Here is a 17,527-nt window from a genome sequence, read left to right on the forward strand (position 1 = left end):
AAAAACCATGTCATTGATTCGTCCTGCTGTTGTGCTGTTTATTCTGTTAACGCTGCTCACCGGCGGCGTCTATCCGCTGTTAACCACCGCGCTAGGACAGTGGTGGTTCCCGCAGCAGGCCAACGGCTCGCTGCTGAGGATTGACGGCGAAGTGCGCGGTTCCAGCCTTATCGGGCAGAACTTTACCGCGCCGGGCTATTTCCAGGGTCGCCCATCCGCCACGGCGGAGATGCCGGATAATCCGCTGGCATCCGGCGGCAGCAACCTCGCCGCCAGCAATCCGGCGCTGGATAAAGCCATCAGCGAACGAGTGCAGACCCTGCGCGTCGCCAACCCGGACGCCACGTCCAGGGTTCCGGTGGAGCTGGTCACCGCTTCGGCGAGCGGACTGGATTACAGCCTGACCCCGGCCGCCGCCCTGTGGCAGGCGCCGCGCGTCGCCAAAGCCCGGCAGCTGAGCGTGGAGCAGGTCACGCAACTGGTCAACGAGGCAACGCAAAAACCGTTGCTCAGCTTTCTCGGCCAACCTGTGGTAAATATACTGCAGCTGAATATGTCGCTGGATGCCCTGAAGGATAAGTGAAATGAGTGACGAGCCGCTGCGTCCGGACCCCGATCGCCTGCTGCAACACACCGCCGCCCCGCATCGCGGTAAGTTAAAGGTTTTTTTCGGCGCCTGCGCGGGGGTGGGGAAAACCTGGGCGATGCTGGCGGAAGCGCAGCGGCTGCGCGCCCAGGGGCTGGATATTCTGATTGGCGTGGCGGAAACCCACGGGCGTAAAGAGACGGCGGCGATGCTTGAGGGGCTCTGCACCCTGCCCCAGCGCCGCCTCTCCCACCGCGGGCGCTACGTTAAAGAGTTTGACCTTGACGGCGCCCTGGCCCGCCGCCCGGCGCTGATCCTGGTCGATGAGCTGGCGCACAGCAACGCGCCCGGCTCCCGTCATCCTAAACGCTGGCAGGACGTCGAAGAGCTGTTGGAAGCCGGCATCGACGTGTTTACCACCATTAACGTCCAGCACCTCGAGAGCCTGAACGACGTCGTCAGCGGCATCACCGGCGTGCAGGTCCGTGAAACCGTCCCCGATCCGTTTTTCGACGCCGCCGACGACGTAGTGCTGGTCGACCTGCCCCCGGACGATCTGCGCCAGCGGCTCAATGAAGGGAAAGTCTATATCGGCGGCCAGGCCGAGCGGGCTATTGAGAACTTCTTTCGCAAGGGCAACCTGATCGCCCTGCGCGAGCTGGCGCTGCGCCGTACCGCCGATCGGGTCGATGAGCAAATGCGCGCCTGGCGCGATCGTCAGGGACAGGAAAAAGTCTGGCACACCCGCGACGCCATTTTGCTCTGCATCGGCCACAACACCGGCAGCGAAAAGCTGGTTCGCGCCGCCGCCCGCCTCGCGGCCAGGCTGGGGAGCGTCTGGCATGCGGTGTATGTGGAAACCCCCTCTCTGCATCGCCTGCCGGAAGCGAAACGGCGGGCGATCCTCGCCGCGCTCAGGCTGGCTCAGGAACTGGGGGCGGAAACCGCGACCCTCGCCGATCCTTCTGAAGAGCGGGCCGTTCTGCACTACGCCCGCGAGCATAACCTCGGCAAGATAGTGATTGGCCGCCAGCAAAAAAGGCGCTGGTGGGACCGCAGCGGCTTCGCCGATCGGCTGGCCCGCCACGCGCCGGACCTCGATCTGGTCGTGATCGCGCTGGATGAAAAAGCCGCCCCCCTGCCCGCTCGCGCCAGCGATGGCCGGACCGCAATGGAAAAATGGCGTTTGCAGCTCCAGGGATGCGTCGTCGCCATCGCCCTGTGCGCGGTGATAACCGTCGTCGCCATGCAGTGGCTGATGGCTTTTGAAGCCGCCAACCTGGTGATGCTGTATCTGCTGGGCGTGGTAATTATCGCCCTGTTGTATGGACGCTGGCCGTCGGTGCTGGCGACGGTGATTAACGTGGTCAGCTTTGACCTGTTTTTTGTCGCGCCGCGCGGTACGCTGGCGGTTTCCGATGTGCAGTATCTGCTGACCTTTAGCGTGATGCTCACCGTCGGGCTGCTTATCGGCAACCTCACCGCCGGCGTACGCTATCAGGCGCGGGTGGCGCGCTATCGCGAACAGCGCACCCGGCATCTGTACGAAATGTCAAAAGCGCTGGCGGTGGGCCGCAGCCGTGAGGATGTCGCCGCCACCAGCGAGCGCTTTATCGCCTCGACGTTTCAGGCGCGCAGCCAGCTGCTGCTGCCCGATGAAACGAACCGGCTCTCTCCGCTGACTCCGCAAACGGCGGCCATCACCTGGGATGACGCCATTGCCCGCTGGAGCTTCGATAAAGGGCAGCCCGCCGGGGCGGGTACCGATACGCTACCCGGCGTGCCGTACCAAATCCTGCCGCTGAAAAGCGCCGCCCGCACCTGGGGGCTGCTGGTCGTGGAACCCGCCAACCTCCGCCAGCTGATGATCCCCGAACAGCAGCGCCTGCTGGAAACCTTCACCCTGCTGGTCGCCAGCGCGCTGGAGAGACTGACGCTTACCGCCAGCGAAGAGCAGGCGCGGCTGAACAGCGAACGGGAAAGCCTGCGTAACTCGCTGCTGGCAGCGCTGTCCCACGATCTGCGGACGCCGTTAACGGTGCTGTTCGGCCAGGCTGAAATCCTGACGCTCGATCTCGCCAGCGAAGGGTCGAAACACGCGCCGCAGGCCAATGAGATTCGTCAGCACGTGTTGAACACCACCCGGCTGGTAAATAATCTCCTCGATATGGCGCGGATCCAGTCCGGCGGCTTTAATTTGCATAAAGAGTGGCTAACTCTGGAAGAGGTGGTCGGTAGCGCGCTGCGTATGCTGGAGCCGGGGCTCGGCGGCCGGCATATTCAGCTCGCGCTGCCGGACCCGCTGCTGCTGGTTCACGTCGACGGGCCGCTATTTGAACGGGTACTGATTAATCTGCTGGAAAATGCGGTGAAGTACGCGGGAACAGAGGCGCACATCGGCATTACCGCGCACGTCGACCCGCACAATTTACTGCTTGAGGTTTGGGATAACGGACCGGGTATTCCTGCCGGCCAGGAACAGGCTATCTTTGATAAATTCGCCCGCGGGAATAAAGAGTCGGCGATCCCCGGCGTCGGTCTGGGCCTGGCGATTTGCCAGGCGATCGTTGAGGTGCACGGCGGAACGATTAGCGCCGCGACGCGCCCGCAAGGCGGCGCCTGTTTCCGTGTTACACTGCCGAGAGAAGCGCCCCCTGAACTGGAAGATTTAGCCGAGGAAATGTGATTAACGTTTTGATCATCGAAGATGAGCATGCTATCCGCCGCTTTCTGCGCACCGCGCTGGAAGCCGACGGCATGCGCGTATTTGAAGCGGAAACGCTGCAGCGCGGGCTGATTGAAGCCGCGACCCGCAAGCCGGATTTAACCATTCTCGATCTTGGCCTGCCCGATGGTGACGGCAACGCGTTTATCCGTGAGGTTCGCCAGTGGAGCCTGATGCCGATTATCGTCCTCTCTGCGCGCACCGAGGAGCAGGACAAAATCGCCGCGCTTGACGCCGGCGCCGATGATTATCTCAGCAAACCCTTTGGTATCGGTGAACTGCAGGCGCGGCTGAGGGTGGCAATGCGCCGCCATGCCGGCGCCCAGGCCGATGAGCCGCTGGTGCGTTTTGCCGATGTCGAAGTCGATATCCCCGCCCGCCGCATCGTGCGCGGCGACGAAGAGATCCACCTGACGCCCATTGAATTTCGCCTGCTGGCGGTACTGCTGAATAATCCCGGCAAAGTGCTGACCCAGCGGCAGTTGCTCAACCAGGTCTGGGGGCCGAACGCGGTGGAACACAGCCACTATCTGCGGATCTATATGGGACATCTGCGACAGAAGCTGGAGGCCGACCCGGCGCGCCCGCAGCATCTGCTGACCGAAACCGGGATCGGCTATCGGTTTATGCCCTAGCTGATCCCCGGCTCGCGCTTTGCTTAGCCGGGCTACAGGCCCGCCGTCGTCTGCCAGGCGGTAGCCCGGACAAGCGCGTCAAGCGCCGCCTCCAGGAAATGTGCCGGGCCTCATAAATCAACGCTGTTTCATCCCGGTGGCGCTGCGCTGACCGGGCTAAGGGTTCACCGCCAACTGCGGGCCGGTAGCCCGGATAAGGCGTTTACGCCGCAATCCGGGGAATGCAGGCGATTATTGCCCGTAGTAGGCCCCTGCCCCGTGTTTACGCAAATAGTGTTTATCCAGCAGCGTCGCAGAGACCGGCTGTTCATCAATGCTCAGCTGACGGGTCCACATATTCATATAGGCAATCTCCTCCAGCACCACCGCATTATGCACCGCGTTCGCCGGATCTTTTCCCCATGCAAATGGGCCGTGCCCGTGGACCAGCGCGGCGGGCACGCTGAGCGGATCGGTATGCTGCGCCCCCAGCGTTTCGATAATCACGTGACCGGTATTGGTTTCATAATCACCGCGGATTTCATCATCGCTGAGCGGGCGGGTACAGGGGATCGGCCCATAAAAATAGTCGGCGTGGGTAGTGCCCATCGCCAGCAGCGGCCTGCCCGACTGCGCCCAAATCGTCGCGTGGCGCGAATGGGTGTGCACAATTCCGCCCACGCCGCTAAACGCCTTATACAGCTCCAGATGGGTCGGCGTATCCGACGAGGGCTTATAGCGCCCCTCTACCACCCTGCCGGTCGCCAGCTCCACCACCACCATATCCTCGGCCGTCATCACGGCGTATTCCACGCCGGAGGGTTTGATCACCACCAGCCCGGCCTCGCGATCGATACCGCTGACGTTGCCCCAGGTAAAGGTCACAAGATGAAATTTCGGCAGCGCCAGATTGGCGTCAAGAACCGTCTGCTTGAGTTTATCCAGCATACTTCACTCCTGAATTCACATTAACTTCATGCTGCGGGGCAAGAAAACCCTGCTGGTATTTATCCGTTAACCACGCTTTGGCCTCGGCAATTCTCTCGCTATCCAGCCCGTCATTTTTGGCCCACATCTCAATCAACCATGCGCCGCGATAGTTCAGCGCGGCAAGCGAACGGAAGATCTCGCTGAAATCCACGCAGCCGGTGCCGAACGGCACATCGCGGAACTGCCCCAGCGAGGCGTGTGAAACGGGCTGGGTGTCTTTCAAATGGATGGCGCTGATTTTATGAATGCCCTTACTCAACTCTTCAGGAACATCGTTTTGCCACGCGCTTAAGTTGCCAACGTCCGGATAGACGCAAAACCACGGACTGCAAACCTTCCGTTCGAGATCCAGCCAGCGCGAGATATTGCTCATAAAGGCGGTATCCATAATCTCCATCGACAGCATCACCTGTGCTTTCGCCGCTTCGGCCACCGCCCAGTTGATGCCCTCAATAAAGTATTCCCGGGTCTGTGCCGAAGAGGATTCGTAATAGACGTCATAGCCTGCCAGCTGGATGTTGCGGATCCCGACGTGGCTGGCAAAATCCAGCGCATCAAGCATCAGTTCCCGCGCCTTGAGCCGGGTATCGCGATTGACGCTACCAAAGGGATGGCTGCGGTGCGCGGAGAGGCACATGCTCGGCACATCAATGCCGCTGTTGATTTTGTCCGCCACGAACGCCAGCCGCTGCCCCCGATTCCAGCGCAGCCTGGCCTGGCGTTCGGGGCTTTCATCAACGGAGATTTCGATAAAATCAAACGCCAGGCCGGCCGCCATTTCGAAGCGTTTCGGCCAGTCCAGCGCTGCGGGGAGCGCTTTTTCGTAGATGCCAAGTCTGGGTTTCATTGCGCCGCTCCCGTCGCCCTGGAGAGGCTTTGCGCGACAGCTAAGTAACGGGCGTAGCCTTCGCGCAGCTGCTGATGCCGATTGCTATCGGGTTGATAGCAGACCACCTCGGGCTGCGTGGCCGCAATCGCCTCGCTGAAGTTAGCGTAGGCGCCACTGCCGGCCGCGGCGCACAGCGCGGCGGCTCGACAGCCGGCCTGTTCGATATCCACTACTTCCAGCGGAAGATTGGCCGCATCGGCGTACATCTGCGTCCAGCCTCTCGACTGGCTCGGCCCGCCGGTAAAGCGAATTTTTTGAATATCCCGATTGAGTTCAATAATGCGGTCCTGATGCACCAGGTGAGAAAAAACGATCCCGCGATAGATGGCCGCAATAATATCCTTTTTCGTATGATGCCCCGCGAGGCCCACCAGCGCGCCGGGCAGATCCATCGCCAGATTGGAACCGAACAAATAGGGTAAAAAAATGAGGTTGCTGTCGGTATCTTGCGCGATCCAGCTTTCGAAATGGTCGTAGCAGCGGTCATCGTCAGGGAAAAACTGCTTCACAAACCAGGAGAGATTGCTCGCCGAAGTGGGGCTGCCCTCGTGAACGAAGTATTTGCCCGGAATGCAGTATTTCCCCCAGATGTAGGGAAAGTCGCTGGCAATAATGCTATCCGTCACCGAGGTGGCGATACTCCAGGTTCCGGCCACCGCGCTCAGGGTATCCGCCCGATCAATGCCCGAGGAGACGGCGGAGGCGACCACGTCGAAAAAGCCGCCGAAAACCGGCGTCCCCGGGCATAAACCGCAGTCCAGCGAGGCCTGCAAGGTAATGTGGCCCACGCAATCCGTTGAGTTCACCACCGGCGCGGTTTTATCCACCACTTCCTCAATGCCAAATAGCGCCATCATGTCGCTGTCGTAGCGAGAGGTGAACTGGTTATAAAAATTACTGCCGGAGATATTGGTGATTTCTGCCGTCGCTTCGCCGGTCAGGCGGAAACGGATGTAGTCGTGGACCATCAAAACGGCATCGATTCTGTCGTAATTGGCCGGCTCATACTCTTTAAGCCACGCCAGCAGCGACACCGGATGTCCGGTCCACAACTGCTGCAATCCTTTTGGATAGGCCAGTTTGTCGATACCTTCACGGTACCATTTTTTGACAAACTCAAGCGCCCGGGTATCAGATGAAATAATCCCATTGCGCACCGGCTCGCCTTTTTTGTCAATCGCGTAGAGCCCTTTGCCGTGCGAGGAGAAACCGATCCCGCCGATGCTTAGCGGCGGCACCTGGCTTTCATACAGCGCTTTTTTTATCACGCTGCAAACGGTATCCCATAGCTCATGCATGTTCCGCTCGGTAAAGCCCGGCTGTTCGGATAATACCTGCGCATATTGCGACGCCACATGAATCTCTTGCCCTAACTCATTATATATACCGGCTTTGGTTACCGTACCACCGATATCAACCCCGATAAAATTCATTTCCCTTCGCCTCATATTTAAAATAAATTAACGTCTGGCTGAGCTAATAAAGGTGGCGCCCCAAATAATAAGCCCTTTCACCACATACTGAACGTAAGGTGAGATCCCAAGGAGGTTTAAACCATTATTCAGTACGCCGAGCATCATGGCGCCAATCAGCGTGCCGATAATCATTCCGCGGCCGCCGGCAATTGATGCCCCGCCGAGCACCACGGCGGCAATTGCATCCAGTTCAAATCCGACGCCGGCATTCGGCTGGCCGCTCATCACGCGCGAGGTGAAAATAAGACCGGCAAAACTGGCGGTAAAGCCGCTGATCACGTAAACCAGCAATTTATAATATTTCACCCGCAGCCCGCTCAGGCGCGCCGCTTCTTCATTACCGCCGAGGGAATAAACATAGCGACCAAACGGCATATGATTCAGGACGATATAAAAGATGAGATATAAAACCACCATCAGAATAATAGGCACCTGAATACCGAACAGATATTCGCGGCCCCAAAAAGCGAATGAATCCGGTAAACCGGAGATGGGGTAGCCGCCGGTATAGATCAGCGCCAGTCCCTTCGCAATAATCATTGCCCCGAGGGTCACGATAATCGGCGGCATTTTACCGTAGGCGGTTAAAAAGCCGTTCAGCGCGCCAAAGGCGACGCCGGAAAACAGGCCGATAAGAATGGCTAACCACGGTTCTAAACCATAGTACTTCATTAATCCCGCCATCAGGGTACCGGCCAGGGCCATGACCGCGCCGACGGAGAGGTCGATCCCGCCGGTCAGGATGGCAAAGGTCATCCCGATAGCAATGATGGCATTAATCGAGACCTGGCGGGCGACGGTCGATAAGTTATCGACCGTTAAAAAGTAGTCATTAAAAATAGCCATACAGGAGAACAGGAGTACCAGACCAACAAACGGCAGGAACGCGGGCATTTTTAATAAACCATGGAGCATCTTTTTATTTTTATCAGGAGATGCGGCGGGCGCTAATGACACGTTTTCATTACTCATTTAATACTCCCTAAATAATATTACCGGCAGCGTGCAGCATAATCACAGTGGAATTTATTTGGTCGCTCTCGAGTTCGGCAACGATATTACCGTCGCGAAAAACCATCACCCTGTCGCTAACGCCAATCACCTCTGGTAGCTCAGATGAAATCATAATTATTGAAATACCCTGGGCGGTGAGGTCACGCATGATTTGATAGATTTCTGATTTCGCTCCGACATCAATACCGCGAGTCGGTTCGTCAAAAATAAGAATATTGACATCATGATTTAACCAACGAGAAATAACGACTTTCTGCTGGTTACCGCCGCTCAACGTCCCTACCGCGGTTCCAGCATCCGGCGTTTTCACGCCAACGTGATTAATTAAACGCTCGGCGGTCAGGCGCTCTTCGTTATCGCGGATAAGCGAGAACTGGCAGGCGTGTTTGTTAAGCCAGATATTATCTTTGACCGAAAAAGGAAGCACCAGCCCCTGCGTTTTTCGGCTTTCCGGCAACAGACCAATGCCCAGACGCAGAGCCCGGTCGGTGGATTTTATCGTCACCTCTTTTCCGGCCAGGCGGACGCGCTTTTTGAAGCATTTATCCGCGCCGGTCAGGGCCAGGATCGCTTCGGAACGCCCCGATCCCACCAGCCCGGCGAGGCCTAAGATCTCCCCTTTGCGCAGCGTCAGTCGATTGACCTGGCTAGTTTCGGTAAGCTGAATTTCCGCCTCCAGTAGTATGTCGTCATGCGCCAGCGTCCGCCGTGCGGGATAGATATTCTCCACTTCACGGCCGACCATCATCTGGATCATCTCGGCGATATCGATATTGTCGACCTTTGCCGACCCGATATATTTGCCGTCGCGGAGAATGCTCAGGCTGTCACAGATCTCATATATCTCCTCAAGATGGTGAGAGATAAAGAACATCCCGACGCCTTTGGCCTTTAAATCGCGCATCACGCGGAAAAGATGCTCCGCCTCACTCGGGGTTAAGGTCGCGGTGGGTTCATCCAGAATGAGAATTCGCGCATCTAGCGACAGCGCTTTGGCAATTTCCACGAACTGCTGCTCGGCGACGCTGAGATGGCAAATTTGCTCATCGGGATCGAGGGTCACGCCAAGATCTTTAAAAATCCGCAACGCCTCGCGGCGCATCGCTTTACGATCTAACAGACCAAAACTATTTACCTTTTCGCGATTAAGGAAAATATTCTCATAAGCGTTCAGATAGGGAATAAGAGAAAATTCCTGAAAGATAATCCCTACGCCGCAGGCAATCGCGTCACGATAGTTATGAAAATGCTGTTGCTTACCGTCAATAAAAATATTACCGGCGTCAGGTTGATATATCCCGCAAAGGATTTTCATTAACGTCGATTTACCCGCGCCGTTTTCACCTAATAAAGCATGCACCTCCCCTCGGCCAAGGGTGATATTAACATTATCCAGCGCCTTGACCCCGGGGAAGCTTTTACTGACGTTTTTAACTTCCAGTAAGCTGGGCATAAACATCGCTCCATAATGGCTCGATAAAATAGCGAGCCATACTTTAATAAGAATCCGGCACGGCTCACCTGAATTAGCGAGAGCCGCTATGGCGTAATAACGCGATTACCAGTGGAAATCTTTGGCGTTGGTTTTATCGATAAGCTTCACATCAACAGGGATCTCCTTAGGAATATTCGCACCCCAATGTTTCGCCAGGGCAATGCCTAAGCCAATACGCAGCTGATCGCGTGGGAACTGAGCGGCGGTAGCAATAAACGGCGTATTACCTTTAGCAATTTCAGCGACTGCTTCCGGGGAACCATCAACGCTCACCAGCTTCACATCGCGTCCTGATGCCTGAATCGCCGCCAGAGCGCCGAGTGAGCCAACATCATTCACGCTAAAAATACCGTTGAGCGTCGGGTTGGATTGCAGCATATTTTCCGTCACGCTCATGGAGGTATCGCGCTCTTGTTTACCATTCAGTTTGGTAATCACTTTAATATTGGGATGCTTTTTCATCGCATCTTCAAAGCCGCGCACGCGCTCCAGAATAGGCACTACCGGAATCCCGTCGAGAATCGCTACGTTGCCTTTATCACCCAGCGCTTTGGCTAAGTGTTCACCGGCAATAAAGCCTGCATCATAGTTTTTTGAGCCGACAAAAGAATCTATCGGGCCATTAGCCTGAGCATCTATCGCCACCACCACCACGCCAGCTTTTTTAGCGGCCAGCACGGCGGTTTCCGCACCGACGCTATCAGCCGGGTTAATCAGCAAAATATCTATTTTCTTTTGCAGCATATCCTCAACATCGCTAATCTGCTTGGAGACATCATGCGCCGCATCCGCTGTATAGACGGTGGCGTTAATATCTTTTGCCGACTGCTCAAGCGACTCTTTCATGGTGACGAAATATTCGTTATTCAATTCCTGGAACGACATGCCGATAGTTAGCGGCTTAGCATTAACGCAGGCGACCATACTCATCGCCAGAAGTCCTGAGAGTAATGCTTTCGTATTCAATTTTACAGGCATTCAATATCTCCTTTTTGAGTTATGCGCTAAAGGATAAAGATTATCCTTTAGCGTTTTCATGGTACGAATGTTGCCTGATAGCCTGAGCAATAAATTAATGACCGGTAGACTTCACCAGACCACCGATATTTACTCCAGTTATCACCATGATACAAATCCAGTATTTATTTAGCCGCCATTCATTTCAAAGCGGATGATAATTAAAATAAATGGCGCTATTTAAGAATTACGTTTTTATGGCTTAATAACGACCTTGATAGAATTGAGCGATTTTGCCATTTCAAACGCCGCTTTCCACTCATCGATAGAATAGAAATGAGTGACGACGCCTTTTGCAGTCAGCAGGCCGCGCTCAAAGAGATCGATGGCGATTTCATAGCTGTACGGGCCAAGATGCGCACCGCGAATATCCAGCTCTTTGCGGTCGCCAATGATCGACCAGTCGGCGGTGGTTTCTTTACCAAACACGCTGAACTCGACAAAACGACCTAGCTTACGAATCATCTCCAGTCCCTGAGTAACGCCAATCGGCGCGCCGGTAGCTTCAATGTAGACGTCGCAACCGTAGCCTTCAGTCATGGCTTTAACAATGGCAATGGCGTCTTCTTTGGCCGCATTGATAACCACATCCGCCCCAAACTCTTTCGCCAGCGCCAGACGGTCTTCCATGGTGTCGATCACCACCAGCTTTTTCGGCGTTTTCAGATGAGCGACCTGCACCATACACAGCCCCAGCGGCCCGGCGCCGGCGATAACAACCACATCATCCAGTTCGATATCTCCGCGGCGTACCGTGTGGATTGCGCAGGCCATAGGTTCGATCAGCGCAGCATCTTCTTCACTCAATGATTCAGGAATTTTATGAATAATCGCGCGTTCGGAGAAACGCATATATTCAGCCATACCACCATCGGCGACATCTTTCTGGAAGCCGTAAATATCATGGGTTTCGCACATCCAGTATTTGCCGGTTTTACAGAAACGACATTCATGACAAGGTACAATCTGCTCCGCCAGAATACGGTCGCCAATTTTTAATTTATATTTTTCTGCCGAGCCGGGGCCTAATTCAGCAACCCGGCCATAGAATTCATGTCCTGGCACCACTGGCGTTTTCACCCACGGATTATCGCCCCAAAACATCGGTGCGCCGTCCTGGGCTTTGCAATCACCAGCACATATTCCACAGCCATCAACTTTTATAACCACTTCTTTTTCTTGTGCTACCGGGCGCGTAATCTTTTCAAAGCGATAATCCTGGGGACCATGGCACACAACAGCTTTCATAGCTTCAGGTAATTGTTCCATCGTAAACCTCATTTTCGGATAAGTAATGAAGATGGATAGTATTGCTGACGCAATTATCCTCCACCTGGCACAAGAGTCGTGAGATGATGATGCAAATATATTATTACGTAGAGAGTTTAACTGGTCTCTACGATTTCAAGGCATTCCTGACGATAGATATCTTTTGGTAGATTATTAGTAATAAGAACATCAATATCTGCCAGGTCGCATATTTTATATAATGAATAGCGCTCAAACTTACTGCTATCGACCATCAGAATTTTTTGGTCGGCCACTTTCAGCATTTCTTGTTTCAGACGCACGTTGACTTCATTGCTATCTTTGATTTCCAGGCCTGAATCAAGGCCCTGGCAAGAAAAGAACAGTTTATTGACCTTAAAGTTATTAATAATAAATTCAGCTACTGGCCCATGAAAATCGCCGTGTCTTTCAGAATACTCGCCACCCACGCTGACAATTCTTATTTTCTTTCGGCAGGCTAATGTCTGAATAATATTTAATGAATTGGTAATTACCGTCAGTTCGATATCGGGCAACTGCCGTGCTAAAAACCAGCATGAACTACTATTATCCATAATAATGCATTCATGCTCATGAATGTACTGTAATGCGCTTTTGGCAATGCGCATTTTTCGCTCTGGTTGCTCTTTTGTTCGCTTAATAAATGCTTCAGCTTTATCGACAAAATTCCCATTATTTGTGGGATTATCCACATCTAAAAATGATGCATTATTTTCTGAAATCATCGCACCGCCAAAGCTGCGAACTATTTTTTTATTTTTCGCCAGCGAGGTTAAATCTCGGCGAATGGTTTCTGGAGATACGTCAAATATCTGTGAGAGCTCATTAACTCTGGCACATCCTTTTTCTACGACATATTCCAAGATTAATGAATGACGTTTCACTTGTAACATAGACGTTCTCAAGAAAGCATTCAGGATTTAATGACATAAATATAACAAAATCGTCCATATCAGTAAGTGATATAAATCATACAAAATCAAAACAAGTTTTTAGCTTTTTTTAGTTTGAAGCTGATCATATATATCAAGTAACTTTCATTTTGAATGAGATAAATTTGTGATTAAAATCGCAGAATTAGCCGTCATTGTTCGTTTGCTTTAGCAGCATATTCACTAAAACGGGCAAACCCGGTCAAAGCAATAATACCCGTTTATGCCCGATTCAGTCAGCGTAATGCCCGGCAAGGCTGTGCCGTCTTGATAACACGTAACGTCAAACTTTGCGACATCGCCAAAGGGTGACGACTTTTGCCGCCTCTGAAACCAGCAGGAACCCAATATAAAACGCGCTCCCCTTAAACTCCATCTCGCGCAGCATCCAGAACACCAGCGAAAGCGAAGGTAGCATGAAGATCAGACGCAACGGCGTCTGCGCATACGCCAGCCACAGCGCATAGCGACTGTGTCGCCAGAAGAGAATCATCGAGACGGGAATAGTGATAATCAATATGGCATTAAGCGGATATAGCCAGGCTGCCGCGGAACCGTAGCTTTGCACAAGCTGTAGATAAGCGAGGATATCGCTGTAGAAAGGCACTCGCTGATGGTAGACATTCCAGACAATAAACTGGAGGAGATAGAACAGATCCATCCCACCCCAGAACCAAAAAACGTTTTTTCGTTCCAGTTTCATCGCTATCCCTGCGAAAAAATCAGGCCCTGAAAAGGGCCTGATTATCATGATGTCAATTACGCGTTTTTCAGCACTTCGCTGACAATCTCCACCGCTTCTTTCTCAATCTGCTGACGATGTTCAGCGCCGAGGAAGCTTTCGCAGTAGATTTTATAGGCGTCTTCGGTTCCTGACGGACGCGCGGCGAACCAGCCGTTGTCGGTCATCACCTTCAGGCCGCCAATCGCCGCCCCGTTACCCGGCGCCGCGGTCAGACGCGCGGTAATCGGGTCGCCCGCCAGGGTGCTGGCGCTGACCATTTCCGGAGAGAGCTTAGACAGCGCCGCTTTCTGGGCAGAAGTCGCGGAAGCCTGCAGACGGTTGTAGCTCGGCGCGCCGAAGCGCTCTGCCAGCTCGTCGTAGTGCTGCTGCGGGTTTTTCCCGGTGACCGCGGTGATTTCCGCCGCCAGCAGGCACATGATGATGCCGTCTTTGTCGGTAGACCACGGGGTGCCGTCAAAGCGCAGGAACGAAGCCCCCGCGCTCTCTTCACCGCCGAAGCCGAAGCTGCCGTCAAACAGACCATCAACAAACCACTTAAAGCCGACCGGCACTTCCACCAGCTTACGGCCGAGGTCGTTAACCACACGGTCAATCATCGCCGAGGAGACCAGGGTTTTACCCACAGCGACATCTTTGCCCCACTGCGGGCGATGCTGGAACAGGTAGTTAATCGCCACCGCCAGATAGTGGTTCGGGTTCATCAACCCGGCCGGCGTGACGATACCGTGACGGTCGTAATCCGGGTCATTCGCGAAGGCCAGGTCAAATTTGTCGCGCAGCGCCAGCAGGCCCGCCATCGCGCACTCGGAGGAACAGTCCATACGGATTGCGCCGTCTTTATCGAGATGCATAAAGCGGAAGGTCTGATCGACGTGGTCGTTGACGATGGTCAGATTGAGGTTGTAATGCTCAGCGATACGCTTCCAGTATTCGATACCGGAGCCGCCCAGCGGGTCGACGCCGAGGGTCAATCCGGCTTTCTGGATCGCCGCCATATCGACGATATCCGCCAGCCCTTCAATAAACGGCTGCACCAGATCCTGTTCTTTAACGTGGCCGGAGGCCAGCGCCGCGTCAAGAGAAATACGCTTGACGCCCTGCAGACCGGCAGCCAGCAGTTCATTGGCGCGATTTTCGACAACCTTGGTCACGTTGGTATCAGCCGGGCCGCCGTTTGGCGGATTGTACTTGATACCACCGTCTTCCGGCGGGTTGTGGGACGGCGTGATCACAATACCGTCAGCCAGCGGACCGCCCTTTTTGTTATGCACCAGAATCGCATTAGAAATCGCCGGCGTCGGGGTGAAACCGTTGTTTTCCTGAACGATGACGTCAACGCCGTTCGCCGCCAGCACTTCCAGTACGGAAATGAAGGCCGGTTCGGAGAGTGCATGAGTGTCCTTCCCGACGTAGCATGGGCCGGCGATCCCGTTCTTCGCGCGGTCTTCCGCAATTGCCTGAGCAATCGCCAGAATATGCTGCTCGTTGAAGTTGTGGCGCGCCGCGCTGCCGCGGTGACCGGAGGTGCCAAACTTCACCGCATGTTCCGCGTTGCCGACTTCCGGCTTCAGCACATAGTACTGGGCAGTCAGCTGGGCGACGTTAATCAAATCACTCTGTTGCGCAGGTTGACCCGCGCGCTTATCGATTGCCATTGCCTGATCCTTCTGGTGCAAAAGTTAATTAACTAGATCGTACCGCAAACCTTTTCGATCAATTCCGCAGGGAACTGCATAGACTGCATGATATGTTCGATCATGCTGCATTTGCGACCGGTATTGGTATTTGTAATGACCCACCACGGCGTGCCCGGAACCTGCTTAGGTTTCGTCTGATTACCGTTTTTCTGCAGCGTGCGCTCATCCTCAGCGAAATAAACGCGAGTGCGGCCGTGGAGGGACTCGGTCGCCTCCGCGAACGCTTTGCTGTCTAAGGAGTAGAGGGTAGTCAGAACCAGCATGAAACGGTTTACCGCGCGCTTTTGATCAGCGTACTCATCAGATAACAGCAGCTCACGCATCGCGCGGACTTTATCCTTCAGAGGATTAGCGGGCTTCACTTCAGCGACAGGCGTTGGCGCAGGGGCCGGAGCGGCTTTCGCTACCGGCGCGACAGGCTGGGAAACGGCGGAAAACTTCAACATACGCCGTAAAATGTCGGATGCGCTCTCGCCAATATGCTTGGTGTGGCTGGCAATATAGCTATAGAGTTCATCATCAACTTCAATTGTTTTCATCTTAATCCAGTGCGATATCTTTTTCTGAATACAAGTTGTCGGGATTATAGGGTCAAATCCCAACCGCGGATAGCGTCAAACCAGGATGGCGGTAAAACTCGGAAATCTTCCGGGTCTTGCAGCCGGATGGCAGAATGTCCAACATAATACCCTAACCCGACGGAGCGAAAAAAAGAACTTTGCCATGAAATTAAATAGCCGAGCGCAATCTGCACAGAATCCGCACAATAATCCCCCTATCGTCCTGGTCCACGGCCTTTTTGGCAGCCTGGATAACCTTGGGATCCTCGCCCGCGATCTGGTTCACGATCGCGATATTTTACAGGTCGACATGCGAAACCACGGTCTTTCGCCGCGCTCGCCGGAAATGACCTATTCCGCGATGGCCCAGGATCTGCTTGATACTCTCAATGAATCACAGATTGAGAAAGCTACCTTTATTGGTCACTCAATGGGCGGAAAGGCGGTGATGGCGCTGAGCGCGCTGGCGCCGGAGCGCATCGCGGGCCTGGTCGCCATTGATATCGCCCCGGTGGATTATCACGTTCGCCGTCATGATGAAATCTTCGCCGCCATCAACGCCGTCACCGACGCGGGCGCCGCAACGCGTCAACAGGCGGCGACGGTCATGCGCCAGCACCTTAACGAAGAGGGCGTGATTCAGTTTCTGCTGAAGTCTTTCGTGGACGGCCAGTGGCGGTTTAACGTACCGGTGCTGTGGGAGCAGTACGATAATATCGTCGGCTGGCAAGCCGTCCCGGCCTGGCCGCATCCGGCGCTGTTTATCCCCGGCGGTAACTCCCCCTACGTCACCGACGCATACCGTGATGCACTATTGGCTCAGTTTCCCCAGGCGCGCGCGCACGTTATCGCCGGCGCCGGTCACTGGGTGCATGCCGAAAAACCGGAGGCCGTGATCCGCGCAATTCGCCGTTATTTAACCTCGATCGCCGCCTGACTGGCTAAAATCTGCCCGACCGCGCGGCTTAATGCCCGCGGTCGTTGGCGCAGCCCGTCGCCTGATGTATTATGGCGCGCTGTCTGCGTCGGCTATGCCCGATAGCTTGTTTCCCCCGAAGTCACTCTGAATCATGGCAAAAGAACAAACGGACCGTACGACATTAGATTTGTTCGCAACCGAGCGTCGGCCGGGTAGACCGAAAACCAATCCGCTTTCGCGCGATGAACAGCTGCGCATCAACAAACGCAATCAGCTTAAACGCGATAAGAGTCGCGGTCTTAAGCGCGTGGAGCTAAAGCTGAATGCCGATGCGGTCGATGCGCTTAATGAGCTGGCGGAAGCCCGTAATATGAACCGCAGCGATCTTATCGAAGAGATGCTGATGAGCCAGTTGGCGGCCCTGCGCGGCCAGGATAAAGCCTAAAACCCTCAAAAAATAAGCTTTCATGTAGCAGAGTGTGCAGTTGGGCGTGATTGCTGTTTCCGCGCCCTTCTCTGTTCTGCTATCATTGCCCCTATCTGCGGGCATTACGCCACTACCACATCATTAAGTTTCAA

Annotated in this window: 16 protein-coding genes; 5 read left to right on the forward strand and 11 right to left on the reverse strand. The window is 54.6% G+C overall.

The annotated features are described in order from the left end of the window. Positions 1-7: 7 nt before the first annotated feature. The 3 genes from kdpC to kdpE are packed head-to-tail and all read left to right on the forward strand — an operon-like array spanning position 8 to position 3,946. Positions 8-583 (forward strand): potassium-transporting ATPase subunit KdpC, encoded by a 576-nt coding sequence (gene kdpC, locus GUC22_RS18965; protein ID WP_004132632.1) that lies wholly within the window; start codon positions 8-10, stop codon positions 581-583. Position 584: 1 nt separating this feature from the next. Further along, positions 585-3,272 carry a two-component system sensor histidine kinase KdpD gene (gene kdpD / locus GUC22_RS18970; RefSeq protein WP_098067082.1) on the forward strand — a complete coding sequence of 896 codons (2,688 nt, stop codon included), beginning with the start codon at positions 585-587 and terminating at the stop codon, positions 3,270-3,272. Then, on the forward strand, positions 3,269-3,946 hold the full coding sequence (kdpE, locus tag GUC22_RS18975) for a two-component system response regulator KdpE (protein WP_116944038.1): 678 nt from the start codon (positions 3,269-3,271) through the stop codon (positions 3,944-3,946). The genes kdpD and kdpE overlap by 4 nt, the downstream gene beginning before the upstream one ends. Positions 3,947-4,177: 231 nt before the next feature. Here the strand turns inward: kdpE and araD are convergent, their stop codons facing one another. The 11 genes from araD to seqA all read right to left on the reverse strand — a co-directional run bounded on the left by araD (position 4,178) and on the right by seqA (position 16,008). Next, complete coding sequence (gene araD / locus GUC22_RS18980) at positions 4,178-4,873, reverse strand: L-ribulose-5-phosphate 4-epimerase (protein WP_049088755.1); 696 nt, start codon at positions 4,871-4,873, stop codon at positions 4,178-4,180. Beyond that, positions 4,863-5,762, reverse strand: coding sequence for an L-ribulose-5-phosphate 3-epimerase (locus tag GUC22_RS18985; RefSeq protein ID WP_049086590.1), 900 nt, complete (start codon positions 5,760-5,762; stop codon positions 4,863-4,865). The genes araD and GUC22_RS18985 overlap by 11 nt, the downstream gene beginning before the upstream one ends. Next, positions 5,759-7,237, reverse strand: a complete 1,479-nt coding sequence (locus GUC22_RS18990; RefSeq protein WP_049086592.1) for an FGGY-family carbohydrate kinase — start codon at positions 7,235-7,237, stop codon at positions 5,759-5,761. Before GUC22_RS18990 ends, GUC22_RS18985 begins: the two co-directional genes overlap by 4 nt. 27 nt (positions 7,238-7,264) lie before the next feature. Further along, positions 7,265-8,194 carry an ABC transporter permease gene (locus GUC22_RS18995; RefSeq protein ID WP_049086598.1) on the reverse strand — a complete coding sequence of 310 codons (930 nt, stop codon included), beginning with the start codon at positions 8,192-8,194 and terminating at the stop codon, positions 7,265-7,267. A 67-nt stretch (positions 8,195-8,261) separates the two neighbouring features. Then, positions 8,262-9,746: a sugar ABC transporter ATP-binding protein gene (locus tag GUC22_RS19000; RefSeq protein ID WP_049086600.1), complete on the reverse strand. Its 1,485-nt coding sequence runs from the start codon at positions 9,744-9,746 to the stop codon at positions 8,262-8,264. Between the two features lie 105 nt (positions 9,747-9,851). Next, positions 9,852-10,718, reverse strand: coding sequence for an ABC transporter substrate-binding protein (locus GUC22_RS19005; RefSeq protein ID WP_014228426.1), 867 nt, complete (start codon positions 10,716-10,718; stop codon positions 9,852-9,854). Between the two features lie 282 nt (positions 10,719-11,000). Further along, the gene (locus GUC22_RS19010) at positions 11,001-12,074 is read right to left on the reverse strand and encodes a zinc-binding dehydrogenase (protein ID WP_160183719.1); all 1,074 of its coding nucleotides are present in this window, start codon (positions 12,072-12,074) and stop codon (positions 11,001-11,003) included. Positions 12,075-12,190: 116 nt separating this feature from the next. Then, positions 12,191-12,988, reverse strand: a complete 798-nt coding sequence (locus GUC22_RS19015; protein WP_160183720.1) for a DeoR/GlpR family DNA-binding transcription regulator — start codon at positions 12,986-12,988, stop codon at positions 12,191-12,193. Positions 12,989-13,310: 322 nt separating this feature from the next. Further along, positions 13,311-13,730, reverse strand: coding sequence for a hypothetical protein (locus GUC22_RS19020; protein ID WP_049086596.1), 420 nt, complete (start codon positions 13,728-13,730; stop codon positions 13,311-13,313). A gap of 56 nt (positions 13,731-13,786) precedes the next feature. Further along, positions 13,787-15,427 carry a phosphoglucomutase (alpha-D-glucose-1,6-bisphosphate-dependent) gene (pgm, locus tag GUC22_RS19025; protein ID WP_004130488.1) on the reverse strand — a complete coding sequence of 547 codons (1,641 nt, stop codon included), beginning with the start codon at positions 15,425-15,427 and terminating at the stop codon, positions 13,787-13,789. A gap of 32 nt (positions 15,428-15,459) precedes the next feature. Further along, the gene (gene seqA, locus GUC22_RS19030) at positions 15,460-16,008 is read right to left on the reverse strand and encodes a replication initiation negative regulator SeqA (RefSeq protein ID WP_004132642.1); all 549 of its coding nucleotides are present in this window, start codon (positions 16,006-16,008) and stop codon (positions 15,460-15,462) included. A gap of 184 nt (positions 16,009-16,192) precedes the next feature. On the opposite strand from seqA, the gene ybfF reads away from it, so the two are divergent. Next, positions 16,193-16,966: an esterase gene (ybfF, locus tag GUC22_RS19035; protein WP_154963875.1), complete on the forward strand. Its 774-nt coding sequence runs from the start codon at positions 16,193-16,195 to the stop codon at positions 16,964-16,966. Positions 16,967-17,099: 133 nt separating this feature from the next. Then, positions 17,100-17,393, forward strand: a complete 294-nt coding sequence (ybfE, locus tag GUC22_RS19040) for a LexA regulated protein (protein ID WP_004130480.1) — start codon at positions 17,100-17,102, stop codon at positions 17,391-17,393. Positions 17,394-17,527 lie beyond the last annotated feature (134 nt).

It is taken from the genome of Klebsiella sp. MPUS7 (assembly GCF_009905335.1).
Classification (GTDB): Bacteria; Pseudomonadota; Gammaproteobacteria; order Enterobacterales; family Enterobacteriaceae; genus Klebsiella; species Klebsiella grimontii.